At 70.2% G+C, this 23,863-nt stretch carries 23 protein-coding genes and 3 pseudogenes; 15 read left to right on the top strand and 11 right to left on the bottom strand.

Annotated elements, in window-relative coordinates:
- Positions 1-194 precede the first annotated feature (194 nt).
- From OG584_RS09945 to mce, 3 genes are all read right to left on the bottom strand, one after another.
- Positions 195-1,133 (bottom strand): cellulose-binding protein, encoded by a 939-nt coding sequence (locus tag OG584_RS09945; protein WP_164267514.1) that lies wholly within the window; start codon positions 1,131-1,133, stop codon positions 195-197.
- A 114-nt stretch (positions 1,134-1,247) separates the two neighbouring features.
- Entirely contained in the window at positions 1,248-4,967 is a 3,720-nt protein-coding gene (gene scy, locus OG584_RS09940; protein ID WP_405777097.1) for a polarized growth protein Scy, read from the bottom strand.
- Between the two features lie 176 nt (positions 4,968-5,143).
- Positions 5,144-5,614: a methylmalonyl-CoA epimerase gene (mce, locus tag OG584_RS09935; protein WP_405777096.1), complete on the bottom strand. Its 471-nt coding sequence runs from the start codon at positions 5,612-5,614 to the stop codon at positions 5,144-5,146.
- Between the two features lie 134 nt (positions 5,615-5,748).
- On the opposite strand from mce, the gene OG584_RS09930 reads away from it, so the two are divergent.
- The 3 genes from OG584_RS09930 to OG584_RS09920 all read left to right on the top strand — a co-directional run bounded on the left by OG584_RS09930 (position 5,749) and on the right by OG584_RS09920 (position 9,509).
- The gene (locus OG584_RS09930) at positions 5,749-6,948 is read left to right on the top strand and encodes an acetyl-CoA C-acetyltransferase (protein WP_405777094.1); all 1,200 of its coding nucleotides are present in this window, start codon (positions 5,749-5,751) and stop codon (positions 6,946-6,948) included.
- Between the two features lie 64 nt (positions 6,949-7,012).
- A complete protein-coding gene (gene meaB, locus OG584_RS09925) occupies positions 7,013-7,984 on the top strand; it encodes a methylmalonyl Co-A mutase-associated GTPase MeaB (protein WP_405783972.1) in 972 nt (323 codons plus the stop codon).
- A gap of 226 nt (positions 7,985-8,210) precedes the next feature.
- Positions 8,211-9,509, top strand: coding sequence for an MFS transporter (locus tag OG584_RS09920; protein ID WP_405777092.1), 1,299 nt, complete (start codon positions 8,211-8,213; stop codon positions 9,507-9,509).
- On the opposite strand, the gene OG584_RS09915 is transcribed toward OG584_RS09920, so the two are convergent.
- Positions 9,436-10,071 (bottom strand): PepSY domain-containing protein, encoded by a 636-nt coding sequence (locus tag OG584_RS09915; protein WP_405777091.1) that lies wholly within the window; start codon positions 10,069-10,071, stop codon positions 9,436-9,438. The two genes, OG584_RS09920 and OG584_RS09915, sit on opposite strands and share 74 nt — an antisense overlap.
- A gap of 117 nt (positions 10,072-10,188) precedes the next feature.
- On the opposite strand from OG584_RS09915, the gene OG584_RS09910 reads away from it, so the two are divergent.
- Together OG584_RS09910 and OG584_RS09905 are read left to right on the top strand one after the other, a co-directional pair.
- Positions 10,189-10,851, top strand: coding sequence for a response regulator transcription factor (locus OG584_RS09910; protein WP_405777089.1), 663 nt, complete (start codon positions 10,189-10,191; stop codon positions 10,849-10,851).
- A complete protein-coding gene (locus OG584_RS09905; protein WP_405777087.1) occupies positions 10,848-12,305 on the top strand; it encodes an ATP-binding protein in 1,458 nt (485 codons plus the stop codon). Before OG584_RS09910 ends, OG584_RS09905 begins: the two co-directional genes overlap by 4 nt.
- 87 nt (positions 12,306-12,392) lie before the next feature.
- Here the strand turns inward: OG584_RS09905 and OG584_RS09900 are convergent, their stop codons facing one another.
- The 4 genes from OG584_RS09900 to OG584_RS09885 form a co-directional block, all read right to left on the bottom strand.
- On the bottom strand, positions 12,393-12,866 hold the full coding sequence (locus tag OG584_RS09900; protein WP_405777086.1) for a MarR family winged helix-turn-helix transcriptional regulator: 474 nt from the start codon (positions 12,864-12,866) through the stop codon (positions 12,393-12,395).
- A gap of 150 nt (positions 12,867-13,016) precedes the next feature.
- Complete coding sequence (locus OG584_RS09895) at positions 13,017-13,766, bottom strand: AIM24 family protein (RefSeq protein ID WP_405783970.1); 750 nt, start codon at positions 13,764-13,766, stop codon at positions 13,017-13,019.
- Between the two features lie 23 nt (positions 13,767-13,789).
- Positions 13,790-14,440: an AIM24 family protein gene (locus OG584_RS09890; RefSeq protein WP_405777084.1), complete on the bottom strand. Its 651-nt coding sequence runs from the start codon at positions 14,438-14,440 to the stop codon at positions 13,790-13,792.
- Positions 14,440-15,078 (bottom strand): AIM24 family protein, encoded by a 639-nt coding sequence (locus OG584_RS09885; protein WP_405777082.1) that lies wholly within the window; start codon positions 15,076-15,078, stop codon positions 14,440-14,442. Before OG584_RS09885 ends, OG584_RS09890 begins: the two co-directional genes overlap by 1 nt.
- 160 nt (positions 15,079-15,238) lie before the next feature.
- Here OG584_RS09885 and OG584_RS09880 point away from each other — a divergent pair, with 160 nt between their 5' ends.
- From OG584_RS09880 to OG584_RS09860, 5 genes and pseudogenes are all read left to right on the top strand, one after another.
- Complete coding sequence (locus OG584_RS09880; RefSeq protein WP_405777080.1) at positions 15,239-15,583, top strand: DUF3817 domain-containing protein; 345 nt, start codon at positions 15,239-15,241, stop codon at positions 15,581-15,583.
- Positions 15,580-15,717, top strand: a pseudogene (locus tag OG584_RS09875) (MTH1187 family thiamine-binding protein); the annotation flags it as partial. The gene OG584_RS09880 and the pseudogene OG584_RS09875, both read left to right, overlap by 4 nt.
- A 19-nt stretch (positions 15,718-15,736) precedes the next feature.
- Positions 15,737-17,203 carry a recombinase family protein gene (locus OG584_RS09870; protein ID WP_405777078.1) on the top strand — a complete coding sequence of 489 codons (1,467 nt, stop codon included), beginning with the start codon at positions 15,737-15,739 and terminating at the stop codon, positions 17,201-17,203.
- Positions 17,204-17,697: 494 nt separating this feature from the next.
- A pseudogene (locus OG584_RS09865) lies at positions 17,698-18,006 on the top strand (recombinase family protein); the annotation flags it as partial.
- Positions 18,007-18,036: 30 nt separating this feature from the next.
- Positions 18,037-18,165 carry a helix-turn-helix domain-containing protein gene (locus tag OG584_RS09860; protein WP_405783968.1) on the top strand — a complete coding sequence of 43 codons (129 nt, stop codon included), beginning with the start codon at positions 18,037-18,039 and terminating at the stop codon, positions 18,163-18,165.
- A gap of 308 nt (positions 18,166-18,473) precedes the next feature.
- Here the strand turns inward: OG584_RS09860 and OG584_RS09855 are convergent, their stop codons facing one another.
- Entirely contained in the window at positions 18,474-18,944 is a 471-nt protein-coding gene (locus OG584_RS09855; RefSeq protein WP_405777076.1) for an NUDIX hydrolase, read from the bottom strand.
- Between the two features lie 4 nt (positions 18,945-18,948).
- Complete coding sequence (locus OG584_RS09850; protein WP_405777074.1) at positions 18,949-19,689, bottom strand: helix-turn-helix transcriptional regulator; 741 nt, start codon at positions 19,687-19,689, stop codon at positions 18,949-18,951.
- 312 nt (positions 19,690-20,001) lie between these two features.
- On the opposite strand from OG584_RS09850, the gene OG584_RS09845 reads away from it, so the two are divergent.
- The 5 genes and pseudogenes from OG584_RS09845 (at position 20,002) to OG584_RS09825 (ending at position 23,223) form a co-directional block, all read left to right on the top strand.
- Complete coding sequence (locus OG584_RS09845) at positions 20,002-20,196, top strand: hypothetical protein (protein ID WP_405777072.1); 195 nt, start codon at positions 20,002-20,004, stop codon at positions 20,194-20,196.
- Between the two features lie 38 nt (positions 20,197-20,234).
- Positions 20,235-20,399: pseudogene (locus tag OG584_RS09840) on the top strand (thiamine-binding protein); the annotation flags it as partial.
- An 86-nt stretch (positions 20,400-20,485) separates the two neighbouring features.
- Positions 20,486-20,992, top strand: coding sequence for a MarR family winged helix-turn-helix transcriptional regulator (locus OG584_RS09835; RefSeq protein ID WP_405777070.1), 507 nt, complete (start codon positions 20,486-20,488; stop codon positions 20,990-20,992).
- 117 nt (positions 20,993-21,109) lie between these two features.
- Positions 21,110-21,448 (top strand): DUF3817 domain-containing protein, encoded by a 339-nt coding sequence (locus tag OG584_RS09830; RefSeq protein WP_405777068.1) that lies wholly within the window; start codon positions 21,110-21,112, stop codon positions 21,446-21,448.
- A 74-nt stretch (positions 21,449-21,522) separates the two neighbouring features.
- The gene (locus OG584_RS09825; protein WP_405777066.1) at positions 21,523-23,223 is read left to right on the top strand and encodes a methylmalonyl-CoA mutase; all 1,701 of its coding nucleotides are present in this window, start codon (positions 21,523-21,525) and stop codon (positions 23,221-23,223) included.
- A gap of 43 nt (positions 23,224-23,266) precedes the next feature.
- Here the strand turns inward: OG584_RS09825 and OG584_RS09820 are convergent, their stop codons facing one another.
- A complete protein-coding gene (locus OG584_RS09820) occupies positions 23,267-23,791 on the bottom strand; it encodes an adenylyl-sulfate kinase (protein WP_405777064.1) in 525 nt (174 codons plus the stop codon).
- Positions 23,792-23,863 lie beyond the last annotated feature (72 nt).

The raw sequence follows: 23,863 nt of genomic DNA, 5'->3' as shown, positions 1-23,863 counted from the left end.
GCTAGGCGCACGGCAAGCCCCCCGCCACTGGAATGACGAGGGGCTTGCCGGGTGAAGCCGATACCGCGGGCGGACCGGGACGCGGCCCCGGGGGAGAAGCTACGTATCAGTCACTCAGCGGCTCGGCGACTCAGCTGTTCGACGACCTGGCAGTTCGAGGACCTGACGGTTCGAAGACTCAGCGGATGAGCGGATCAGCGGGTCTGCTGGGCCGGAACGCCGCGGGAGGCGGGCTCCTCGTCGGCCGGTGTACCGGCAGCGGCCACCGCGGCACCGGTCAGCGTTGCCAGCATCTCGCGGACGTTGGTCAGCTGAGCGTTGATCGAGTCGCGGCGGTTGGTGAGCGCCGCCAGCTCGCGCTCCGATTCGCTGCGGATCCGGTCGGCCTTGGCGTTCGCGTCGGCCACGATGTCCTCGGCCTGGCGCTGAGCGGTCTCGACCGTCTGACGGGCGCGGCGCTCGGCGTCCGTACGCAGCTTCTCCGCCTCCAGACGGAGCTGCTCGGCGCGGTGCTCGATCTCCGCCAGACGCTTCTCGGCCTTGGCCTGACGCGAGGCCAGGTCGCGCTCCGACTGCTCGCGGCGCTTGGCCAGGTTCGTCTCGAAGTCCGCGGCGGCCTGGGCGGCCTTGGCGCGCGTCTCCTCGAAGAGCGCGTCGGCCTCCTCACGCTTGGACTGCGCGTCCTTCTGGGCCTCGGAACGCAGCGTGGACGCTTCGCCCTTGGCCTTCTCGACGATCCGGACGCCCTCGTCCTCGGCCTTGGCCTTGCGCTCGGCGGCGAAGGACTCGGCGTCGTTGCGGACCTGCTGGGCGGCCGACTCGGCGAGCTCACGGTGCTGCTCGGACGCGCGACGGGCCTCCTCACGGAGGTCCTTCGCCTCCTCCTCGGCCAGCCGGAGGATCTTCTCGACGCGCGCGCCGAGACCCGCGTACGACGGCTCCGCGTCGTTGACCTGGGCCTGCGCGTTCTGCGTCTCGAGGTGGAGTTCCTCGATGCGCTTTTCCAGAGAGGTGATCCGTGCCAGAGCGCTGTCACGGTCGGCGACGAGCTTGGTAATGCGGTCATCCACCTGACCGCGGTCGTAACCACGCCGCACGAGCTCGAAGCCGAATGGGGAGGAAGTGTCGCTCATGGGGTTCCTGTCGAATGAGACCGGTGAGGTGATAGGGGGAATCCTAGGGGCCGAAGCGGCGTGTCATCGAGCGGATGCCCGTTTGATCTGGAGAATGTCCAGCCTTTTGAGTGGCTAGCCATCAGAAGGCTTGCCACTCGAACGAGTTCCCCCTGCTGCCGCACCTGCCTTGACGCCGTCCGCGGTCTTGCCGCTCCCGGTCGGTGCCTCAAAGGATTCCAACGCCTCAAGTACGTCCTGGACACGGGAGATTTCGGCCTGGATGTCCGCCCGGCGGCGCATCAGTACGTCGTGCTCGTGGGTGGCTTCCTCGATGAGGTGGTCCGACTCGGCCGCGGCGTCCGACTTGAGCTGCTCGGCTTCCTGTATCAGGCCGGCCTTCTTCTGCTCGGCCTCCTTGAGGAGGGCCTCGGCCCGCTTCACCGCGGCGATCCGGACACTGGCAGCCTCCGACTCGGCGTCCGACACCAGCTCCTTGGCCTTCTCCTCGGCCTCGGCCTGCTGGTCGGCGGCAGCCTTCAGCAGCTTGTCGACGCGCTCCCCGGCCGACTTCAGCTGCTCGGACGTCTCGCGCCTGGCCCGCTCGTGCAGCTCCTCGACCTCGGCAGTGACCCGGTCCCGCAGCTCCTCCGAGCGCTCCCTTATGGCGGTCGCGTCCCGGCGTGCGCCGACGAGCAGCTCGTCGGCGTCCGTACGGGACCGCTCCACCAGGCTGTTGCCCTCGACGGTCGCGTCCGCGGTGATCCGGTCCGCCTCCTGGCGGGCCGCTCCCACCATCGTGTCGGCCTGCGCCTCGGCCTCGGTGGCGGTGCGCAGCGCCTCCTCCTGGGCCTTCGACATCAGCTGGTCGGCCTGTTCGGCGGCGTCCGCGCGGCGCTTGGACGCGACCTCGCGGGCCTCGTCGAGCACCCGGTCGGACTCCGACTGCGCCTCGGCCCGCAGCTGTTCCGCGGCGGCGGCGGCCTCGGCCTTGACCCGCTCCGCCTCCACCCGGATGCGCTCGGCGGCCTGCTGGGCCGAGCCGACCGTCTCCGCTGCCTCGGCCCGCATCCGCTCCGACTCGCCGGAAGCCTCCGCGATCAGGGCGTCCGCCTGACCCGCGGCGTCCGAACGGATGCGGTTGGCGTCCTCGCGTGCGTCGGCCCGTGCGCGCGCCGCGTCCTGCTCGGCCGATGCCACCGTGTCGGAGGCCTCGGTACGCATCCGCTGGGCGTATTCGGCGGTGTCGGCGCGCAGCTTGTCCGACTCCGCGATCGCCTCCGAAACGGTGCGCTCGGCCAGGGACTTGGCGGCCTCGGACTCCTCGTGGGCGACGCTGCGGATGCGGCTCGCGTCCTCGGACGCCCGCTCCCGCTCGGCGTACGCGTCGCCGCGTACCCGGTCCGCCTCCTCCTGCGCCTCCGACTTCGTGCGCTCGGCCGCGTGCTCCGCCGCCGACCGCAGCCCGGTGATCTCCTGCTCGGCCTGGTCCTGGAGACCGGCGACGGATTCCCGTACCTGCTGTGCGGTCTGCTCGGCGGCCGACACCAGCTCGCCGGCCCTGCGGTCCGCCTCCTCGACCAGCCGTGCGGCCTCGGCCTGCGACTCCTCCACCCGTTTGCGAGCGGCGGCCAGCAACTCCTCGCTCTGGCCGCGGGCCTGGGCCCGCTCCTGCTCCGCCTCGCCGCGGGCCGACGACAGGGTCTCGTCGGCCTCCCTGCGGCGCCGGTTGGCCTCCTCCTGGGCGGCGGCGAGCGCCTCCTGAGCCTCCGTGGCGACCCGTTCGGCCGCTGCCGCCGCCTCGGCGCGCATCCGGTCGGCGGCGTCCTGAGCCTCGGACTTGAGCCGCTCGGCCTCCGCGGTGGCCTCACCGCGCAGCCGTACGGCGATGTTCTCGCCCTCGGCACGGGCCTGTGAGGCGTCGGCCGCCGCCTCGTCACGCAGCCGCTCCGCCTCCTGCTCGGCCTGGGCGCGCAGCGCGCGGACCCGTTCGGCCGCCTCGGTGCGCAGCCGCTCGGTCTCGTCGGCGGTCTCCTTGCGGAGCCGCTCCGCCTCGGCGCGGGCTTCGGCCAGCGCCGTCTCGGCGCCGTTGAACCGCTCCTGTGCCTCGGTGTGCAGCCGGGCCAGTTCGTCGGCGGCCTCGGCCCTGCGGGCCTCTATGCCGCGTTCGTTCTCCTCGCGCAGCGCGAGCGCCGCCTCCTCGGCCCGGGTGCGGCTCTCCTCGGCGTGCTCCTCCGCCTCGGTGGCCATCCGCTCGGCCTCGGCGCGGGTGCGCTCCAGCGTCTCCTCGGCCTGGGTCCGCAGTGTGGTGGCGCGCTCGACGGCCTCGGCGCGTACCCGCTCCGACTCGGTGCTGGCTCCCGAGCGGACCTCGTCGGCGTCGGCCTTCGCCTTGGCCAGCAGCTCCTCCGCGGTCCGGGCCGCCTCCTCGATCTGCTGCACGGCCTCCCGGCGGGCCTCGCCGCGGATCCGCTCGCCCTCGGCGACCGCGTCGGCCCGCAGCTGCTCCGCCTCGCCGCGGAGCCTGCGGGCCTCCTCCTGGAGCTCGACCGTCTTGGCGCGGTACTCCTTGGTGTCGTCCTTGGCAGCGCCCTTGAGCTGCTCCGCCGACTCGGCGGCCTCGTCGCTGAGCCGCGCGGCCTCCGCCTCGGCCTCGTGGCGGATCCGCTCGGCCTCGTCGGCCGCGGCCCTGGTGGTCGACCTGGCGTCGTCGGAGGCCTTCGTCAGGACCTCCTCGGCCGTCCTGGCGGCCTTGGCGAGCTGGGCTGCGGCGTCCTCGGCCGCTGCCGAGCGCGCCTTGTCGCTCGCCTCGGCCACCAGCCGCTCCGCGGTGCCACGGGCGTCCTCAAGGGCCTGCTGGGCCTCCGCCTTGAGGGCCTCCGCGTCCTTGGTCGCCTCGCCGACGAGCCGGGCGATCTCGGCCTTCGCGGTGCGGGTGCGCTGCTCGTTGACCGACTCGGCCGTGGTGAGCTGCCTGGCCGCCGACTCCTTGGCCTCCGTGAGGACCTTCTCGGCCTCCGCCCGCGCCTCGCGCAGCGCGCGCTCGGCCTCCTGGACCCGCTGCTCGGCCCCGCGGCTGAGCTCGGTGGCCTGCCGGCGTGCCTGGTCGGACTCGGCTGTCGTGGACGTACGCAGCTGCTCGGCGTGGGTGGTGGCCTCCTGCGCCTGGGTGGACGCCGCCGTGAGCAGCCGCTCCGCCTCGGTGCGGGCCCTGCGCAGGATCGTGTCGGCCTCGCCGCGGGCCGACTCGGCCTCGGAGCCGAGGCGCTGGCGGGCTTCGGCGACCAGCCGCTCGGCCTCGGCGCGTGCGGCCGCCAGGGACTGCTCGGCCTCGGTGCGGGACTCGTCCATGAGCCGGCGCGCCTGGGACTCGGTCCGCGCGCGCAACTGCTCGGCCCACGCCACGTTTTCGTTGACGTGCGACTCGACGGTCTGCCGGCGCTCGGCCAGTTCCTGGTCGAGGCGCTGGCGACGGGTGACCGCCTCACCGTGCAGCTCCGCCTGGAGCCTGGCCTGGTGCTCGGCGTGCTCCTGGAGGATGCGCTGCGTCTGGGCGCGCGCCTCGCGCAGCTCCCGCTCGGCGTCGGTGCGCAACTGGTCGGCCTGAATCTGCGCGTTCCGCAGCAACTGCTCGGCCTGGTAGCCGATGTCCGCCTGGTCGTAGGCAGGCCGGGACGCCAGATTGCGGCGCGCCTCGTGGAGCTTGGCACGCAAGACCTCGACCTGGTAACCGAGGTCCTCGGCGTGCTGGACGGCCTTCTCCCGCTCGGTCTTCAGCCGGTCCATCTCGGCCTCGAACCGCGAAAGATGGTCGTCTTCAGCCCGGTGGCTCTCCTGGCGTTCGTAGCCCCGCACTGCGCGGTCCCATCCGTCCCCTGGTCGCAACACACTCTTCCCGTACGAGCGCCGCCGTCTTCGTGAAGACGGGCCCCCGGGGGAATGGTGTCAGATCGACGACGAGGCATGGGTCACAGGCCCCGATCCGGCCCCGGACCGGAGCCACCCACTCTACCGGCCCGGGTATCCGGAGGTCAGTGCTCCTTATGAGCCAGTGGATCGGCTTCCTCCGGCGTCCCGTGCGGCGGCGCCGCTGTGACCAGCTCCGTCAGCACCCCGTGGCAGTCCTTGGGGTGCAGGAACGTGATGCGGGAACCCATGGACCCGGTGCGCGGCTCGTCGTACAGCACGCGGACACCCTTGTCCCGAATATCCTGGGATTCGCCGTCCACGTCCGCGGTGCCGAAGGCGATGTGGTGCACGCCCTCACCGTTCTTGGCCAGCCACTTGCCCACCGCGGAGTCCTCGCGGACGGACTCCAGGAGCTGCAGATAGGAGGCGCCGCCGTCGGACGTCTCATTGATCTTGAGCATGGCCTCCCGGACGCCCTGTTCCTCGTTGACCTCGGTGTGGAACACCTCGAAGCCGTATGTCGCCCGGTAGAACTCGACAGTCCTGTCGAGGTCGAAGCAGGCGATCCCGATGTGGTCGATTCGCGTCAGCATTCCCTCAGTGCAGCGCGCCGACACATGGTTACGCAACGTGCGCGCGATCACATGGGCAGGGCGATGACGAGCGGGGTACCGCTCAGTACATTCAAGTAAACCCTCGTTCACTCTCTTCCAAGGGGCCGCGCCTCATGTCTGGAACGAACAGCAGTACCTCCGTGATCGTCGCGGGAGCCAGGACCCCGATGGGCCGGCTCCTGGGTTCACTCAAGTCCTTCTCCGGCGCCGACCTCGGCGCGTTCGCCATCAAGGCCGCGATGGAGCGCGCCGGCATCGGCGGCGACCAGGTGCAGTACGTGATCATGGGGCAGGTGCTCCAGGCCGGGGCGGGGCAGATCCCGGCACGCCAGGCCGCCGTCAAGGCGGGCATCCCGATGAACGTGCCCGCGCTGACCATCAACAAGGTCTGCCTCTCCGGCCTCGACGCCATCGCGCTCGCCGACCAGCTGATCCGGGCCGGTGAGTTCGACGTGGTGGTGGCCGGCGGCCAGGAGTCCATGACCAACGCGCCGCATCTGCTGCCGAAGTCCCGCGAGGGCTACAAGTACGGTGCGGTCGAGATGCTCGACTCGATGGCGTACGACGGCCTCACCGACTCCTTCGAGTCCATCCCGATGGGCGAGTCCACCGAGAAGCACAACACCCGCCTCGGTATCGACCGCGCGCCCCAGGACGCCTTCGCCGCGGCCTCCCACCAGCGGGCCGCCGCCGCGCAGAAGAACGGCCTGTTCGAGGCCGAGATCACACCGGTCGAGATCCCGCAGCGCAAGGGCGACCCGGTCCTCTTCTCGCAGGACGAGGGCATCAGGGCCGAGACGACGGCGGAGTCCCTCGGCAAGCTGCGTCCGGCCTTCACCAAGGACGGAACGATCACCGCAGGCACCTCCTCGCAGATCTCCGACGGTGCGGCGGCGGTCGTGGTGATGAGCAAGGCCAAGGCACAGGAGCTCGGCCTCGACTGGATCGCCGAGATCGGCGCGCACGGGAATGTGGCGGGGCCCGACAACTCCCTCCAGTCCCAGCCGTCGAACGCCATCCAGCACGCCCTGGGCAAGGAGGGCATCGGCGTCGGGGACCTCGACCTCATCGAGATCAACGAGGCGTTCGCCGCGGTCGCCGTCCAGTCAATGAAGGACCTCGGCGTCTCGCCGGAAAAGGTGAACGTGAACGGCGGCGCCATCGCCCTCGGGCACCCCATCGGGATGTCGGGTGCCCGGGTGGTCCTGCACCTCGCGCTGGAGCTGAAGCGGCGCGGCGGCGGGGTCGGCGCGGCGGCCCTGTGCGGCGGCGGCGGGCAGGGCGACGCGCTGATCGTGCGCGTACCCAGGTAGGAGTGGTCCGGGGCGGCGGACGCCCGGACACGGAATCGGACTGAGCGGAGCTGTGAACGTGGACATGGACGTCCCCACCCTGGTCGAACAGGCCCGCGAGGGCAGGCCCCGGGCCGTCGCCCGGCTGATCTCCCTGGTGGAGGGGGCGTCCCCGCAGCTGCGCGAGGTGATGGCGCGGCTGGCCCCGCTGACCGGCGGCGCGTACGTCGTCGGGCTCACGGGGTCACCCGGTGTCGGCAAGTCGACTTCCACTTCGGCGCTGGTGTCGGCGTACCGGCGGGCAGGCAAGCGGGTCGGCGTGCTCGCCGTCGACCCCTCGTCGCCGTTCTCGGGCGGCGCGCTGCTCGGGGACCGGGTGCGGATGTCCGAGCACGCGTCGGACCCGGGGGTCTACATCCGGTCGATGGCCACCCGGGGGCATCTGGGCGGCCTGGCGTGGGCCGCCCCGCAGGCGATCCGGGTGCTGGACGCCGCCGGATGCGACGTGGTGCTGGTGGAGACGGTCGGCGTCGGCCAGTCCGAGGTGGAGATCGCCTCCCAGGCCGACACGTCGGTGGTGCTCCTCGCGCCGGGCATGGGCGACGGCATCCAGGCCGCCAAGGCCGGAATCCTGGAGATCGGCGATGTGTACGTCGTCAACAAGGCCGACCGGGACGGCGCGGACGCGACGGCGCGGGAGCTCAACCACATGCTGGGGCTGGGCGAGGCGCGCGGCGCCGGGGACTGGCGCCCGCCCATCGTGAAGACGGTGGCGGCGCGCGGAGAGGGCGTCGACGAGGTCGTCGAGGCCCTGGAGAAGCACCGGGCCTGGATGGAGGAGCACGGTGTCCTCGGCGAGCGCCGGCGTTCCCGGGCGGCGCACGAGGTCGAGACGATCGCGGTGACGGCCCTGCGCGAGCGGATCGGCGACCTGCGCGGGGACCGTCGCCTCGACGCCCTGGCCGAGCGGATCGTGACGGGGCAGCTGGACCCGTACGCCGCGGCGGACACCCTGGTCGAAGCCGTGACGTCCGGGGCCGCGGACCCATCGGCCTGAGGGTCCTTGCGCTGTGCCCGTCCGGGTCGCCCGCCGGAGGCTCGTAGTGCAAGGACCCCTGAGGCCCGGCGCCGGACGGCGCCGATCCCGGCGGGAAGCCGAGCGGTGCCCAGGAGCGCCTTCCGGACGGCGGGCGCCGCTGCTACCTTGACCGCATGTTCCTCTCCCGTGCGTAGGACCCGGCCCACCACCCGGTGTCCTGTCCGTGCCGCTCCGAGGAACTCCCATGCCGTCCTACGCCGCTGTCCTGCGGTCCCCGCATGCCCGCCGCACCTTCGGTGCCGCTCTGGTCGGCCGTCTCTCCTACGGGATGGTCTCCCTCTCCCTCGTACTCGCCGTCAAGAACGCCACGGGCTCCTTCACCGCCGCGGGTACCGCCATGGCGCTCTTCGGAGCGGCCAGTGTCTGCCTCTCACCCGCCAGAGCAGGCCTCGTCGACCGCCACGGCCCCCGCCGGGCCCTCGTCCCCATGGCGGGCTGCTACGCGCTGCTGCTCCTCGTGCTCGCCGCCGTCACCACGCACCCGGGTGCGTCCCCGCAGCTGGTCGCTGCCCTGGCCGCGGCCGCCGGTGCGGTCACTCCACCGCTCGGGCCGACCATGCGGACCCTGTGGCGCAGGATCGTCCCCGGCCGGGAACTGCTCCGGCGCGCGTACAGCCTGGACGGGGTCGCCGAGGAACTGCTCTACGTCACCGGACCGTTGCTCGTCGGCGGCCTGCTGACGTGTGCGCCGGCGTCGGCCGCGGTGGCCGTCAGCGCCCTCCTGGTGGCCGCGGGGACCGTGGCGATGGTGACATCGCCGGTCGCGGACGGCCCGTACCACGGTAGGGGTGCCAGGCCACCGGCCCCGGAAGGCTCCCCGGGCGCCGCCGGGCGCCCGCACACGGGATCCGTGCGCGTACGGATCCGGTGGCCGGGTGCGATGCCCCGGCAGCCCGTGGTGGTGGCCGCCGGGGTGGGACTGGCGCTCGGCGGCCTGGATCTGCTGGTGGTCGCCCACGCCGGGCAGCACGGCCGTCCGGAAGCCGTCACCCTGGTGCTGGCCGTGCTCTCCACGGGCAGCGTGGCCGGAGGCCTGGTCAACGGGGCGGTCACGTGGCGCGCGCCCGCCCGGCTGCGTCTCGCGCTGTCCGCCGCGGGGCTCGGGCTCGCCCTGGCCGGCGCCGGGCTCGCACCGGATCCGGCCTTGCTGGGCGCTGCCGCCTTCCTGGCCGGGCTGTTCGTGGCGCCCGCCCTGACGACCGCGTATCTGATCGCCGACGAGAGCGCGGACCCGGCCGCCCGCACCCGGGCCGGTGCCTGGGTCAACACCGCGGTGAACGCCGGGTCCACGGGGGGTACGGCCGCCGTCGGCGTCCTGGTCGGCAGGGTTCCGCTCGCCCTCTGTTTCGCGTTCGCGGCGGCTCCCGCACTGCTCAGCGCGGGCTCGGCCCTGCCGGCCGGTTACCGGATCAGTCGTCGTCCCCGTCGGCCCCGTCGGCCCCGTCGTCTTCGTGACGATGCCGGTGCAGGTGATCGGACGTGACCCTGCCGGTGTTCAGGTCGACGCGGACTTCGTGCCGTGAGGCGTCACGGGCGGTCACATCCGCCTCCCAGCGGCCGTTGTCCAGCTCGACCGATGTGACCGTGCCCGGTACGGCTCCGCGGGCCGCCGACGCGGCGCGGACCGCGGTGACCGGGGCGCCCTTGCGGTCGTCCTGGTCACCGCCGTCGTGGCGCGACGTGACGACCTTGCCGGTCAGCCGGTCGAGACGCAGCTCGTGCCAGGCGCCGTCCTCGCCGTGGAGGTCGACCTCCCAGCGGCCGTGGTCCAGTTCGGCGGAGGTGACCGTGCCCGGTACGGCCGCCCGCGCGGCGCCGATCACCCGGTCGACGGTGACCGGGCCGCCGGAAGCGGAGACCGGACGGGTGCCGGAGCCCGGCGTGGTGCTCCTGCCCGGTGCGGACGCCGTCGTGGAGGCGGCGGAACCCGCCGCCGGGGAGGCGGCCGGACCCGAGCCGCCCTCGGCGAGGGCGACGCCGGCGACCGTGCCGCCCGTCGCCAGGGCCGCCGCCGCGAGGCATGCGATGACGTGATTGCGCTTCATGAGGATTCCTCCGTCTTCTCGACTGCTGTGGACGGTTCCCAATGTGACGGGGGCACACTGAAGGCGGCCTGAAGCCTCCTGAAGAACTCTTCAGGAGGCATTTGGGAGGCTGTCCCCATGCGCCTGTTGATCGTGGAGGACGAGAAGCGGCTCGCGGTGTCCCTCGCCCGCGGGCTCACCGCCGAGGGCTACGCCGTGGATGTCGTGCACGACGGACTCGAAGGGCTGCACCGGGCCGCCGAGGGCCCGTACGACCTGGTCGTGCTCGACATCATGCTGCCCGGCATGAACGGCTACCGGGTCTGCGCGGCGCTCAGGGCCGCCGGCAACGACGTGCCCATCCTGATGCTGACCGCCAAGGACGGCGAGTACGACGAGGCCGAGGGGCTGGACACCGGGGCGGACGACTACCTCGCCAAACCGTTCTCCTACGTGGTCCTCGTCGCCAGGATCAGGGCGCTGCTGCGCAGGCACGCGGCCGGCCGGCCGTCGCCCGTGCTGACCGCGGGAAGTCTCACGGTCGACACCGCCACCCGCCGGGTGCACTGCGCGGGCGACGAAGTCACCCTCACGGCGAAGGAGTTCGCGGTACTGGAACAACTCGCCGTACGCCAGGGCGAAGTGGTCGGCAAGCCGGAGATCCTGGAGCACGTCTGGGACTTCGCCTACGAGGGCGACCCGAACATCGTCGAGGTGTATGTGAGCGCCCTGCGCCGCAAACTGGGCGCCGACCGCATCCAGACCGTGCGCGGCGCGGGCTACCGGCTGGTCGCCCGGTGAGCCGTCTCCTCGGATCCGTACGGGCCAGGGCGGCGCTGGGCGCCACGTCCGTCGTCGCCGTCGCACTCGTCGCCACCGGGCTCGCCGTCCTGCTCGTCCTGCGCTCGAACCTCACCGGCCAGACCGATCTGCGGGCCCAGGTCGCCGCCCAGGACGTCGCCTCGCAGGTGGCGCTCGACGTCCCGTACGGCAAGCTCGATCTGCCCGACTCCGACGAGAACCCGGTGCAGGTGGTCACCGAGCACGGCGGGCTGCGCGCCGCAGGCGACGACCTGGAGGCGGTGACGGGGACGGCGACCACCGCGGTGCGGCCCGAGCGGTCCACGCCGGAGGGCGACCACGGCGACGACGGACATGGCGACGACGACCACGGTGATGCCGACGATCCGTCGCGCGGCAAGGTCTCGCACGACGACGCCCGCTTCAGCTCCGGCACGGCCACCGTGGACGGCGACACCGCCGACTACCGGTTCGCCGCGGTCGAGGTGACCAACGGCAGTGACGACACACTGATCGTCTACGCGGGCGCTCCCCTCACCACCGAGCAGAGTGCCGTCAGTACCGTGCGCGGCGCGATGCTCGTCGTGCTGCCCGCCCTGCTGATGGTCGTCGCCGGAGTCACATGGCTCGTCACACGGCGCGCCCTGCGGCCCGTCGAGGGGATCCGGCGGGAGATGGCGGCGATCACCGCGTCCGAGGATCTGGCCCGGCGGGTCCCGGAGCCCGGTTCGCACGACGAGGTGGCCCGGCTGGCCCGTACCACCAATGAGACGCTGACCGCCCTGGAGAAGTCCGTCGACCGCCAGCGCCGCTTCGTCGCGGACGCGTCGCACGAACTGCGCAGCCCCATCGCGAGTCTGCGTACCCAGCTGGAGGTCGGCGCCGCACACCCGGAGCTGCTGGATGTGGACGGCGCGGTCGCGGACACGGTACGGCTGCAGCAACTGGCCGCCGATCTGCTGCTGCTCGCCCGGCTGGACGCGGGGGAGCGGCCGGCCGCGGCCCGGATCGACCTGGGGGAGCTGGTGCGCGAGGAGGTGTCCCGGCTGCACGCGGGCCGGGTGCCGGTGACGGTCCACGCCGCCGGAGGGCTCGAAGTGGCGGGCTCACGGGGCCAGTTGGCGCGGGTGATCGGGAACCTCCTGGACAACGCCCAACGGCACGCCCGTGCGGGGATCGAGGTCTCCGCGCACGAGCGGGCCGGCCGGCTCGTCGTGGAGGTGGCCAACGATGGTCCCGCGGTGCCCCCCGCGCAGCGTGAGCGCATCTTCGAGCGGTTCGTACGGCTCGACGACGCGCGGACCCGGGACGAGGGCGGTGCCGGTCTGGGCCTGGCCATCGCCCGCGACGTCGCGCTGCGGCACGGCGGGACGCTCACCGTCCGGGGCGGCGCCGTCTTCGCGCTGGACCTGCCCGCCGCGCGGGCCCACGGGGACCGGCCCGACCCGGTCTGATACGGCCCGATCCGGGCAGGAGGCGGCCTTGAGGGGTGCTTGCACTATGCCCACGCGACCTCATGGGACGCTCGTAGTGCAAGGCCCCTAACTCTTGCGCAGCCCCCGCAGCCGGTCGGCGACCGGCGTCAGTGACCGGCTCAGTCCGGCCAGCGCCTCCGGTGCCAGCATGTCGATGAAGTGTCTGCGCACCGAGGCCACATGGTGGGGTGCGACCTTCTGCATGGTCTCGCCGCCGAGGTCGGTGAGGACCGCGAAGAGCCCGCGCCGGTCCGACTCGCAGTTCTCCCTGCGGACCAGCCCGGCCTTCTCCATCCGGGTGATCTGGTGGGAGAGGCGGCTCTTGGACTGAAGGGTGGCAGCGGCGAGATCGCTCATCCGCATCCGCCGTTCGTCGGCCTCGGAGAGATTGACGAGGATCTCGTAGTCGTTCATCGTCAGTCCGAACGGCTGGAGGTCCTTCTCCATCTGGTACGTCAGCAGCCTGTTCGCGTCCAGGTAGGTGCGCCAGGCGCACTGCTCGGCGTCGCTCAGCCAGGGGGTGGCCGTCTCGGTCTCCATAATGAGAATTCTACCTAAGAAGTTGAATATTGGACAATTCCGGGAGTGTCGCCGTCCGGCGCGCGCATGCTGCGCCATCGCGATCCGATCGCGATCCGGTGCATATGCCGGGGGTTCAGATGTTCGACGTTACACTCCGCAGGCTATCGCTCACAGCCCGAAGCGGCGTTGAAGATCTCCGACCTGGCCGGGAAAACGCGGTCCCGGGCGGTTTTGGCCGGAACGGGGTCCCTGTCCGCCGGGGACCCCCGGTTCGTCCGGTACCGAACCGGTCGGCTTCTCCGGCAGGAGCGCCTCGGTCGACTGGAGCAGCACCGTCCCGGCCCCCACGAACTCGAACTGGTGCTCCTCGCCCGACACCCCGCCGATTCCGGTGAACGACCGGATCCCGCCCAGCACCCCCGTCATATAGGCGTGGTCGTAGTGATGGCAGGGTGACGGGCAGTCCGCCCAGCCGACCAGGGCCTGCGGGTCGACCCGGATCGGCGGCTCCATGAAGACCACGGGCCCGTTCGAAGCGGCGACGAACTTTCCCGTACCGATCAGGGTCAGGAAGCCGGGCACGATCGACTGCTTCAGGGAGAGCGACGGTTCGAACGCCAGCAGGTTCCCCGAACGGATCGTGAGATTGCCCTCGTCCAGGTCGAAGGAGTTCACATCGAAGGCCCGGTCGGCGAGCAGCATCTTGCCCGAGCCCTCCGCCACCACCCAGTCCGCGGCGTGCATCGGCGAGTGGAAGCTGCTGCGCAGCAGATGGTCGAAGCGGCCGTTGCCGAAGCCGTTGTAGTCGATCCGCCCGTAGTAGGCGATCATCTTGCCCTTCTGCAGGAACCACTGACTGCTGTTCAGCTCCACACAGAAGGTGTAGTTGTTGACGTTGTCGTTGGCCGGCAGCGTCATCGGGTCGTGGACCACCGGTCCCGTCACAGCTTCTCCTCCGAGGCCTGCACGTACACCGCGCCGTTGCCGGACAGTTCGAGCTGGAACGCCTCACCCGAGCCGCGCCCCACCATCTCCCGCCAGCCGAGCGCCGCCGACAGCTTGTTCCGTACGTCCCCGTGGTGGGCGACGTACGCCTGCGGGTCCACATGCACCGGACCCTGCGGGGTGATCGGCAGTTCCACGACCCCGCCGTGCGCCATCACCGCCACGGCCCCATGGCCCTTGAGGGTCGTGGTGAACAGCCCCTGCCCCGTGACCTGGCCGCGCACCATCCCCATGACCCCGCCCTGCGAACCCATGAACATCGTGCCCTGCTGGAGCGAGCCGTCGAACGCGAGCAGCCGGTCCGCCTCCACGTAGAGGGTGTCGCCGGCCAGCGAGATCACCTGGATGTGGTGGCCGCCGTGCCCGAACATCACCGTCCCCCGGCCCTCGACCGTCATCAGCGGCGTCGCCTCGTTGGCCACCCGCCGCCCGATCATGGACATCACGCCGCCCTGGCCGCCCTGGATGTTCGGCGTGAAGGTCACATCGCCCCGGTACGCGAGCATCGCCCCGCGCTGGCTGTAGAGCTTCTGGCCGGGTGCCACTGTCGCCTCGACCATCTTCGAGTTGATCTCGGTGAACGGCATCACACCTCACCCCCGATCGTGCTGCGCTCGCTGGGCTGCACGTACACCAGTCCCTCGCCCTCGAACCGGATCTGGAAGGACTCGCCGGACCCCTCGCCCATGAAGGTCCGGAAGCTGACCCCGGTCTGGAAGTGCTGCTGGAGGCTGCCGGTGTGCGCGATGTACGCACCCGGGTCGACGAGGAGCGGGTACTGCGGGCTGACCCGCAGGACGATCGCGGGCCCGTCGGACATCACCGCGGCCTGCCCCGTCCCCTCTACTGTGGTGGTGAACAGGCCGTTGCCCTGGGACGCGCCGCGCAGCCCGGTGAAGGTCGTGCCGGTGCGCAGCCCGGCGTCCGTGACGAGCAGGTTGCTCGCCTCCACGTGGAGCTTCTCGCCGCGCAGGGTGACGAGGTTGATTTCGGTGGCGCGGTCGGCGAAGTAGCAGGTGCCCTTGCCGCGGACCTCCATCACGGTCATCTGCTCGCCGGTGAGGCGCCGGGTCACCATCCCGCGGAGCCCCTCGCCGCCGCCGGACATCTTCTTGAAGGTCATCTGGCCGTCGTAGGCCACCATCGAGCCGTTCTTGGCTTTGACGGCGTCGCCTGTCATGTCGACGGCGAGCATCTTGCTGCCTTGGAGTCGGAACTGAGCCACGGTCCGAAGGTAACGGGCCGGAGGCGGTACGCACAGTGCGCCGGGCGTACGCGCACCCGGAACGAGCCCCGGAGCGGGTGGCTGCAACAATGGGACGAGCTTGTGCTCGCATTCACAAGATCACCCCCCTGTACCCCTCGACTGGGAAGGCCGCCCCTCCGTGGACATCAAGACCGCTTCCGCCCTCCGCCGGTTCCGGCTGGTAGCCGCTCCCGAGGCGGTGTCCTACTTCCTGCTGCTGCCGATCGGCGTGGTGCTCAAGGGCACCACCTCGTTCAACCCGGTACCTGTCCTGGGCTGGGTCCACGGCCTTCTGTTCATCCTGTACGTGCTCTTCTGCCTGGACGCCTGGAACCGCGCCAAGTGGCCCGCGAAGAAGGGGATCCTCTACCTCGTGCTCTCCGTGGTGCCGATCGGCGGATTCTTCGCCGAGCGCAAGCTGCGCCGTGAGGCCGAGGACGCTGTGATCGCCTCGCGCGCCCGCCGCGAGGGCGTGGTCGCATGATCGTCGCCTTCTCGATCACTCCGCTGGGAGTGGGCGAGGACGTGGGCGGGTACGTCGCCGACGCCGTCCGCGTCGTACGCGAGTCGGGCCTCCCGAACCGTACGGACGCCATGTTCACCTCGATCGAGGGTGAGCGCGCGTACCTTTGAGTACATGACCTCAGTAGCGATCTACCTACGGTTGTCCCGTGAAGCTGACGACAGTGCCTCACTCGACACCCAGCGCGCTGCCTGCCGTCGATGGCTGACCGCCAACGATCACGACCCGGCTGACGCTGTCGAGTACGTGGACAACAACGTCAGCGGCGCGAAGCCCATTGAGGAACGCCCTGGGCTCCGTGCGCTCATGGCGGACCGCCCTGACGTGGTGATCACGTGGAAGCTGGATCGCCTCGCCCGATCGGTCGCAGAGTTTCTTCGGCTCGTGGCGTGGGCTGAGGTGGCGGGTATACGGCTTGCCACGACCGACAACACAGTGAACACGCTCACGCCGACCGGTCGCATGGTCGCCACCGTTCTTGCTTCGCTTGCGGAGTGGGAACGGGGGATGATTTCCGCCCGAATCAGCGAAGGGCACGAGACCCGGCGGAGCTTGGGGCGCTGGGGTGCCGGACGTGCACCGTTCGGGTACAAGACGGTCCGCCGGGACGGTGCCGCATACCTTGAGATCGACGATGCCCAAGCCGCTCAAGTTCGCACAGCGGTAAGGGAGTTGATCGACGGGGGTACCGTCGCCGGAACAGCGCGTACGACTGGCTTGAGCGAACCCCAATGGCGGCGGATGCTCAAGTCGCCGACGCTCCGGGGGCAGCGCGCCCATAAGGGGAAGTTGGTTGTGGCCGCTGACGGGGTGACCCCGGTCGCGTTCGCCGAACCGATCCTGTCTGCCGCTGAACTGATGGCCGTCCGCCAACGGATGCTTGACCTTGCGACCGGCGCTGACCGTGCTCCCCGTCAGGCAGCGCCCCTATGCGCTGGGATGGCGTTTTGTCACCGCTGTGACGGCCGGTTGAACGGAGGCACCAGCGACAAGGGGGTGCGGCTCTACAGGTGCAAGGCAGGTCACGTCACTGTCTACGCAGAGACCCTTGACCGGCGGGTCGAAGATGAATTCCTCAAGGTGTGGGGATGTTTCAACGAAGTCAACGTCCACCTTGAAGGCGGCAACGACCTTTCGGCGGAGATGATCGAAGCCCAGGAGCAAGCTGCGCGCATCGGTGCCCAGATGGCGACGGCCGGACCGCTGATGATGGGCACGTACGAAGAGATGAGCGTGAAGCTCGAAGCCGCATATGCCGCGCTGTTGGCCGCACATGATCCCGAAGTTCGCGAGGTGGCCACACCGACGGGTCGCACTATGGGCGAGGCGTGGGCGGCGCTGGACGACGCAGGTAAGAGCCGGTTGCTTGAAGCAATGCACCTCACGGTGACGCTGCACCCCAAGCAACGGGCGGAGCGCCTTGAAATCGCGTGGGGTCCAGCCGATCCTGAGGCCGCTGAGCTTGCTGCTGTCGCTGAGGCTGAGGAGTTGCCCCGCCGGCGCGTTATATCGGATGAAGAGCACGACGAGATTCGGCAGGATGTCTTGGACGACATTGCGCGACAAGAGAGCTTGCTGTAAGCGCCTGAGCGCCGTTCGCGGCCCGTTACTGGGATTGCCCCGGTGGCGGGTCGTTCGGTGCTCCAGGGGGCGCGGGGACCTCTGGCGGCGTTGTCGGTGGCTGGGCTTAGGGTCGGGGTGATGTCGCACTTCGGTCGGGGTTTCGTCGGGGGAATGGTGGAACGACGTTCGGGGGTGGGGGTTCCGCTCGCGCTGCTTCGCCTCTCTGCCCGTCCCCGGGAGTGGTGCTGATCCTTGCGGCTACTGGCCCAGAGGGGACACGCCAGAGGCTTTCATGATCAACAAAAATGATGGCGGGTGGGGGTTGTGGAGGCGTTGGAGGAGTCGCGCGCGATGTGTTCGGAGTGTCTAGGGGTGCGCCCGCATGGTGACCGTGCGACGTGCGGTGCGCCGCTGTGCCGTGAGTCGGCGCGGTTGCAGGTTGCTGCTCGCAGGGCGCGTGAGGCTGTGCGTGCTGCCGTTGGTCCTCCGCGGCCGGGTGCTCGCGGACCTTTGAGGACAAGGCGTCCGGCAAGAACGCCGACCGCGCGGGACTGATAGCCGCTCTCGACTACATGCGCGAGGGCGACACTCTGTGCGTGTGGAAGCTGGACCGGTTGGGGCGCTCCACCAAGGACGTGCTCACCATCGCTGAGGATCTGCACGCGCGGGCAATCAGCCTGCGCATCCTGACGGGCACGCTGGCCGGTAGCTACTCCCCGAAGGGTGAGGGCAAGTTCTTCTTTACGATGATGGTCGCCTTTGCTGAGCTTGAGCGAGACATGATCGTTGAGCGGGCCCGTGCGGGACTGGACGCTGCCAAGGCTCAGGGTCGCACCGGTGGACGCCCGGCCGTGATGGACGCTGACAAGCTCGCTGCGGCCAAGGCTCGCAAGGCTCAGGGGGAGAGCGTCACGGCCATTGCCAAGGCGCTCAAGGTGTCCCGCGCGACGCTGTACCGGGCGTTGAGCGATTCCGTGTAACCCGACCGGACTTGAGTGGCCGTCTGCCCTGGTGGCGGACGGTCTTTTGCCGTGTTCGGAGCGAGGGCAGGGCGCAGTGAAAGTTCAGACAGTGGCCCGTCTGGCGATCCCGGCCCAAGCTCGCCTTACCCGCGCTGGGTGTGACGCCGTTTTCTGCCCACGTAAGGCGCTGACCTGATGGAATGCCGCCAAGGTGGGATGGGAACGGCATGGTTACGGGGTGGGGAGTGCCCGTTAACGCCCTAATCAGGGACTGGAATGTAATAGCAGGTCGCTCTAGCTACGGGTTCTGGTGTCGTCCAGCGGAGCTATCCGAGATAGGGCGATGGCCGGTTCTCCAGGAAGTGCTGGAGCCGTAGCCGCTGAGTGTGATGCATGGCTAGATCATTCAGCTCGACAGGGTCTACGAACCGGAGTTCCGTGCTCTCGTCGGAGATGGCCAACGTCCCGCCGACGATGTGCCCCCGAAAGCACACGTTGAACTGCCGCCGTACCTCTCCATCTGTGTACGCGATGACGTGGCGAGGGTCTGTGTAAGTGCCGACAAGTCCCGTGATCTCTACGTCTAGGCCTGTCTCTTCCTTGACCTCCCGGACGGCCGTGCCTGGCAGCGAGTCACCCATGTCCATGCCGCCACCCGGCAAGGCCCACAGGTCGTTGTCTCGGCGGCGCTGGAGCAGGATGCGTCCTCTGTCATCGGTCACGACGGCGGAGGCTGCTACCACCAGGCTGTCGGGCTTCGGGGCGTTCGGGTCGTCGTAGTACTCGGTGCGTGCCATCGGTTCACCCTTCCACGGGACGGGCTGTGTCCCATACGGCGTTGAAGCTGTCCGCGTAGGTGTCGAACATCCCCCCGTTGCTGCTGCGGCGAAGGTGCCACAAGGGTGCTCCGTACGCGTTCACGCCCCACGCGTGGGCGTTGACTAGCACCTCGTCGTCTGCGCGGTACAGGCTGTTGTAGAGGGTCGTTCCGTGCGTCCGTAGCTCTACGCCGGGAACTCCCAGGAGTGGTCGGTAGTGCATCAGCGCCAGGCGGCAACGGCTCTCGATCCCGTGGCCGAACTTTTCCTCCTGGCCGCGCTGTTGAACGTTCTCACTGTCGGCGTCACCGAGTGCGATTCGGACCGCGCAACCCGCCTCGGCCCGTTCGCGCAGTAGGTCGTTGAGCCGGGGGTACGCCTCGTGCAGAAAGACTGCGGCGTAGACGAGTACGTCTATTCGCTCGCGCGCTGCCGCGAGTAGATCCACGAACACGGACACCGGGAGGTCAGCCCGCTGGTCGTACAGGGCGACGAGCTCAGGACTGACAGCCCGTGCGGCGCGTGCCTGCCTGAGCGCCGGCCAAAGTGCGTGCACGTCTTCCCCCAGCATCTCGGCAGCTTTGAGCGCCGTCACTCGTCGTGGCGTACGGCCGTGGTTGACCCATCGCTCAACGGACTTGGGATCGACCCCCGCCGCTTCGGCCAAGCTCCCGTGCGTCCAACCCCCGGACGCCATGACGGCCCGCAAGCGCTCATTTGGCATGGCCAGACTCTCCCCCAACTCGCGGACGTTGCTCGGGACGTTCTACCCGCTGCGGGACGTCCCAAAGTGGGAAACGTGCGAGGTTCCCCCGTCCCAGCGACCAGCCGGAGGATCACCCCATGACCGAGCCAAGAACGTATCCAAGCGCACCGGTTGACCTCCCGGATCGGTCCGGCGAGCTGGAGCCGACCCCCATCCACGGTTGCGCCGGTTGCGCGGAGCCGGCCAACGTCCGGACCCGTGCGCGCGTTGGTGGGGACTGGACGACTGTGACGGACGCCAACATCTTGATGCGGAAGCACCCCGATGGTCATGAATGAGGACGTAGGCCACCGGGTCGAGGACGGTGCGGGGAGGATCGGCATCCTGCGCGATGTGATCCGGGACTACGAGGACCCGTCGGACCCACCGGGGGAGCGCAGGAAGCGGCCGACGGCGTTTGTGTGGCCCGAGGGTGGGGGTCGTGAGTGGACGGTCCCGCCCGACGGCGTGAAGCGTGCTCCGTAGGGGTGAAGCCTATTTTATGTACTCCATACTTTGCCATCGAGCGTGAGTGGGACGAGGTCATGGCCGTCGTCAGGCGCGCCGTCGAGGTGGTCGAGCAACGGGCGCCGCGCGTCTCGCTCGTACTGAAGGCGGACATCAGGCCGGGGGTCACGGACGGACTGACGTCCAAGGTCGACACCGTGGAACGGCATCTCGCCGGGTAGGGCCGCACCCCGGCCGCCCGTCTGTGCGCGGACCGAAGGGCGAGACAGGGCTGACCGTCATATGACCGGCCGGTAGGGTCGGTGCCGTGCCGAAGCCGCTCAGTCTTCCCTTCGATCCCATCGCGCGCGCCGACGAACTCTGGCAGCAGCGCTGGGGCCCGGTGCCCTCGATGGCTGCCATCACCTCGATCATGCGCGCTCACCAGATCCTGCTCGCGGAGGTCGACGCCGTCGTCAGGCCGTACGGGCTGACATTCGCCCGGTACGAGGCCCTGGTGCTGCTCACGTTCTCCAAGGCCGGCGAACTGCCGATGTCCAAGATCGGTGAGCGTCTGATGGTGCACCCCACATCGGTGACGAACACCGTCGACCGGCTGGTGAAGTCGGGCCTCGTCGACAAGCGCCCCAACCCGAACGACGGGCGCGGCACGCTGGCCTCCATCACCGGCAAGGGCCGCGAGGTCGTGGAGGCGGCCAGTGCGGACCTGATGGAGATGGATTTCGGGCTGCGCGCGTACGACGCGGAGGAGTGCAGCGAGATCTTCGCGATGCTCAGGCCGCTGCGGGTGGCCGCGGACGACTTCGAGGAGTAGCCGGCCGGGCCCAGGGAGTGGACGCGGGGGAGCGGTGCCGTGTACTGCGAGGTGCGCCGCCCGGGGAATGACAACCCCGCCGAAGATCGCCCATAGCGCCCCGATACGCTCGACTCCATGAAACGAAGCGTGCTGACCCGCTACCGCGTGATGGCCTACGTCACCGGTGTGCTGCTGGTCCTGCTGACCCTCGGCGTCATCGCCAAGTACCTGCTGGACATCAACGGGGCGACCGGTTTCGTCAGTATCGTCGGCATCGCGCACGGCTGGCTGTACGTGGTCTACCTGATCTTCGCGTTCGATCTCGGCTCCAAGGCGAAGTGGCCGGTCGCCAAGCAGATCTGGGTGCTGCTGGCCGGCACCATCCCGACTGCGGCCTTTTTTGTCGAGCGGAAGATCTCCCGCGAGCTGGAGCCCCAGGTCAGCCCGGCTGCCCCGGTCGCCGCAAAGGCCTGATTCACCGCCGCCCGCACGATGTGCGGGCGGTCTGCCATCGACAGATACTAGGACGTCCTAGTAAATTCATGGGTATGGACGCTCACGCCATTGAAGAGGGCCGCCGCCGTTGGCAGGCCAGGTACGACAAGGCCCGCAAGCGGGACGCCGATTTCTCCACCCTGTCCGGCGACCCGGTGGACCCGGTCTACGGGCCCAGGACCGGTGACACCTACGAGGGATTCGAGCGGATCGGCTGGCCCGGTGAGTATCCGTACACCCGCGGTCTGCACGCCACCGGCTACCGCGGCCGCACCTGGACGATCAGGCAGTTCGCCGGCTTCGGCAACGCCAGGCAGACGAACGAGCGCTACAAGACCATCCTGGCCAACGGCGGCGGCGGTCTCTCGGTCGCCTTCGACATGCCGACCCTGATGGGCCGCGACTCCGACGAACCGAAGGCGCTCGGCGAGGTCGGCCACTGCGGGGTCGCCATCGACTCGGCCGCCGACATGGAGGTCCTCTTCCAGGACATCCCGCTCGGCGACGTCACCACGTCGATGACGATCAGCGGCCCCGCCGTCCCGGTCTTCTGCATGTACCTGGTCGCCGCCGAGCGGCAGGGCATCGACCCGGCCGTGCTCAACGGCACGCTCCAGACCGACATCTTCAAGGAGTACATCGCGCAGAAGGAGTGGCTCTTCCAGCCCGAGCCGCACCTGCGCCTGATCGGCGACCTGATGGAGCACTGCGCCGCCTCCATCCCCGCGTACAAGCCGCTCTCGGTCTCCGGCTATCACATCCGTGAGGCGGGGGCGACGGCCGCGCAGGAGCTGGCGTACACCCTCGCGGACGGCTTCGGCTACGTCGAGCTGGGCCTCTCGCGCGGGATGGACGTGGACGTCTTCGCACCGGGCCTCAGCTTCTTCTTCGACGCGCACGTCGACTTCTTCGAGGAGATCGCCAAGTTCCGTGCCGCGCGCAGGATCTGGGCGCGCTGGATGAAGGACGTCTACGGTGCGCGGACCGACAAGGCGCAGTGGCTCCGCTTCCACACCCAGACTGCCGGGGTCTCGCTGACGGCGCAGCAGCCGTACAACAACGTCGTACGCACTGCCGTCGAGGCACTGGCCGCCGTCCTCGGCGGCACCAACTCGCTGCACACCAACGCCCTGGACGAGACGCTCGCGCTGCCGAGCGAACAGGCCGCCGAGATCGCCCTGCGGACGCAGCAGGTGCTGATGGAGGAGACCGGTGTCGCCAACGTGGCGGACCCGCTGGGCGGCTCCTGGTACATCGAGCAGCTCACCGACCGCATCGAGGCCGACGCGGAGAAGATCTTCGACCAGATCAAGGAGCGCGGCCTGCGGGCGCACCCCGACGGGCAGCACCCGATCGGGCCGGTCACGTCGGGCATCCTGCGCGGCATCGAGGACGGCTGGTTCACCGGCGAGATCGCCGAGTCCGCCTTCCAGTACCAGCGCTCGGTAGAGAAGGGCGACAAGCGTGTCGTCGGCGTCAACTGCCTGCACGGATCGGTCACCGGCGACCTGGAGATCCTGCGCGTCAGCCATGAGGTGGAACGCGACCAGGTCCAGGAACTCGTGGGCCGCAAGGCCGCCAGGGACGACGCCCGTGTGCGGGCGGCGCTGGACGCGATGCTCGCCGCCGCCCGGGACGGCTCGAACATGATCGAGCCGATGCTGGCCGCCGTCCGGGTGGAGGCGACGCTCGGCGAGATCTGCGGGGTGCTGCGGGACGAGTGGGGCGTCTATACGGAGCCGCCGGGCTTCTGACCCGGGCCGACGTTGCCGGGGGCCGCGCCCCCGGCCCCCAGGCTCACCACCCGGTGGCGTCCCGCACCGTGCGGGCGACGTCCGCCACCGTCCGTCCGTCGGTCGCCACCCGGACCGTTCCCGGCGGCGTCCGCGCGGCCAGCAGCCGGGCCCCGGCCGCGCTCCGCTCGATGTGCACACCGAGCAGCGAGCCGCTCTCGCGCCGCTCCAGCCGGGCACGCGCCGTCGCGTCGCCCGCGGTGAGCAGCACCCTCACGACGCGCAGCGACTCACCGCCCATCGCGCGCCGGAACATCGCGCTCTCCAGCACGCTCACCGTGTTCGTGCAGATCAGCCTGGAGTGGCCGAGCGCCGCGAAGTTGGCCCACACGGCGGCCAGGTTCCGCTCGGTGATCGCCGAGCGGTGTGGATCGCCGGGCGGAGCCGGATGGGCCCCGCCCAGCGCGTCGCCCTCCAGCACGCAGTGCGCCACGCCGTCCTGCCGCAGCAGCTCCGACACCTCGTGGCCCACGGTGGACTTGCCGACGCCGGAGCGGCCGCCGATGAGGAGCACCTCGTACGCAGTCATGCGCGGGAGCCTGACAGTGCGCGACGGCGCGGGCACCCGGATTTCGCGCGGGGACGCGCACCGGCGGTCACC

Source organism: Streptomyces sp. NBC_00859 (genome assembly GCF_045161865.1).
GTDB lineage: Bacteria > Actinomycetota > Actinomycetes > Streptomycetales > Streptomycetaceae > Streptomyces.
The sequence above is the reverse complement of the archived record's forward strand: the minus strand, read 5'-3'. Positions and strand labels throughout refer to the sequence as shown.

What these genes read in the sequence shown, in the direction of transcription:
- OG584_RS09900 (WP_405777086.1), bottom strand. Translation starts at nt 12,866, where the DNA reads ATGGAGACCGAGACGGCCACCCCCTGGCTGAGCGACGCCGAGCAGTGC.
- OG584_RS09850 (WP_405777074.1), bottom strand. Translation starts at nt 19,689, where the DNA reads ATGCCAAATGAGCGCTTGCGGGCCGTCATGGCGTCCGGGGGTTGGACG.
- OG584_RS09920 (WP_405777092.1), top strand. Translation starts at nt 8,211, where the DNA reads ATGCCGTCCTACGCCGCTGTCCTGCGGTCCCCGCATGCCCGCCGCACC.
- meaB (WP_405783972.1), top strand. Translation starts at nt 7,013, where the DNA reads ATGGACGTCCCCACCCTGGTCGAACAGGCCCGCGAGGGCAGGCCCCGG.
- OG584_RS09830 (WP_405777068.1), top strand. Translation starts at nt 21,110, where the DNA reads ATGAAACGAAGCGTGCTGACCCGCTACCGCGTGATGGCCTACGTCACC.
- mce (WP_405777096.1), bottom strand. Translation starts at nt 5,614, where the DNA reads ATGCTGACGCGAATCGACCACATCGGGATCGCCTGCTTCGACCTCGAC.
- OG584_RS09890 (WP_405777084.1), bottom strand. Translation starts at nt 14,440, where the DNA reads ATGCCGTTCACCGAGATCAACTCGAAGATGGTCGAGGCGACAGTGGCA.
- OG584_RS09895 (WP_405783970.1), bottom strand. Translation starts at nt 13,766, where the DNA reads ATGACGCTGCCGGCCAACGACAACGTCAACAACTACACCTTCTGTGTG.
- OG584_RS09825 (WP_405777066.1), top strand. Translation starts at nt 21,523, where the DNA reads ATGGACGCTCACGCCATTGAAGAGGGCCGCCGCCGTTGGCAGGCCAGG.
- OG584_RS09870 (WP_405777078.1), top strand. Translation starts at nt 15,737, where the DNA reads ATGACCTCAGTAGCGATCTACCTACGGTTGTCCCGTGAAGCTGACGAC.
- OG584_RS09820 (WP_405777064.1), bottom strand. Translation starts at nt 23,791, where the DNA reads ATGACTGCGTACGAGGTGCTCCTCATCGGCGGCCGCTCCGGCGTCGGC.
- OG584_RS09915 (WP_405777091.1), bottom strand. Translation starts at nt 10,071, where the DNA reads ATGAAGCGCAATCACGTCATCGCATGCCTCGCGGCGGCGGCCCTGGCG.
- OG584_RS09945 (WP_164267514.1), bottom strand. Translation starts at nt 1,133, where the DNA reads ATGAGCGACACTTCCTCCCCATTCGGCTTCGAGCTCGTGCGGCGTGGT.
- OG584_RS09855 (WP_405777076.1), bottom strand. Translation starts at nt 18,944, where the DNA reads ATGGCACGCACCGAGTACTACGACGACCCGAACGCCCCGAAGCCCGAC.
- OG584_RS09845 (WP_405777072.1), top strand. Translation starts at nt 20,002, where the DNA reads ATGAATGAGGACGTAGGCCACCGGGTCGAGGACGGTGCGGGGAGGATC.
- OG584_RS09910 (WP_405777089.1), top strand. Translation starts at nt 10,189, where the DNA reads ATGCGCCTGTTGATCGTGGAGGACGAGAAGCGGCTCGCGGTGTCCCTC.
- OG584_RS09930 (WP_405777094.1), top strand. Translation starts at nt 5,749, where the DNA reads ATGTCTGGAACGAACAGCAGTACCTCCGTGATCGTCGCGGGAGCCAGG.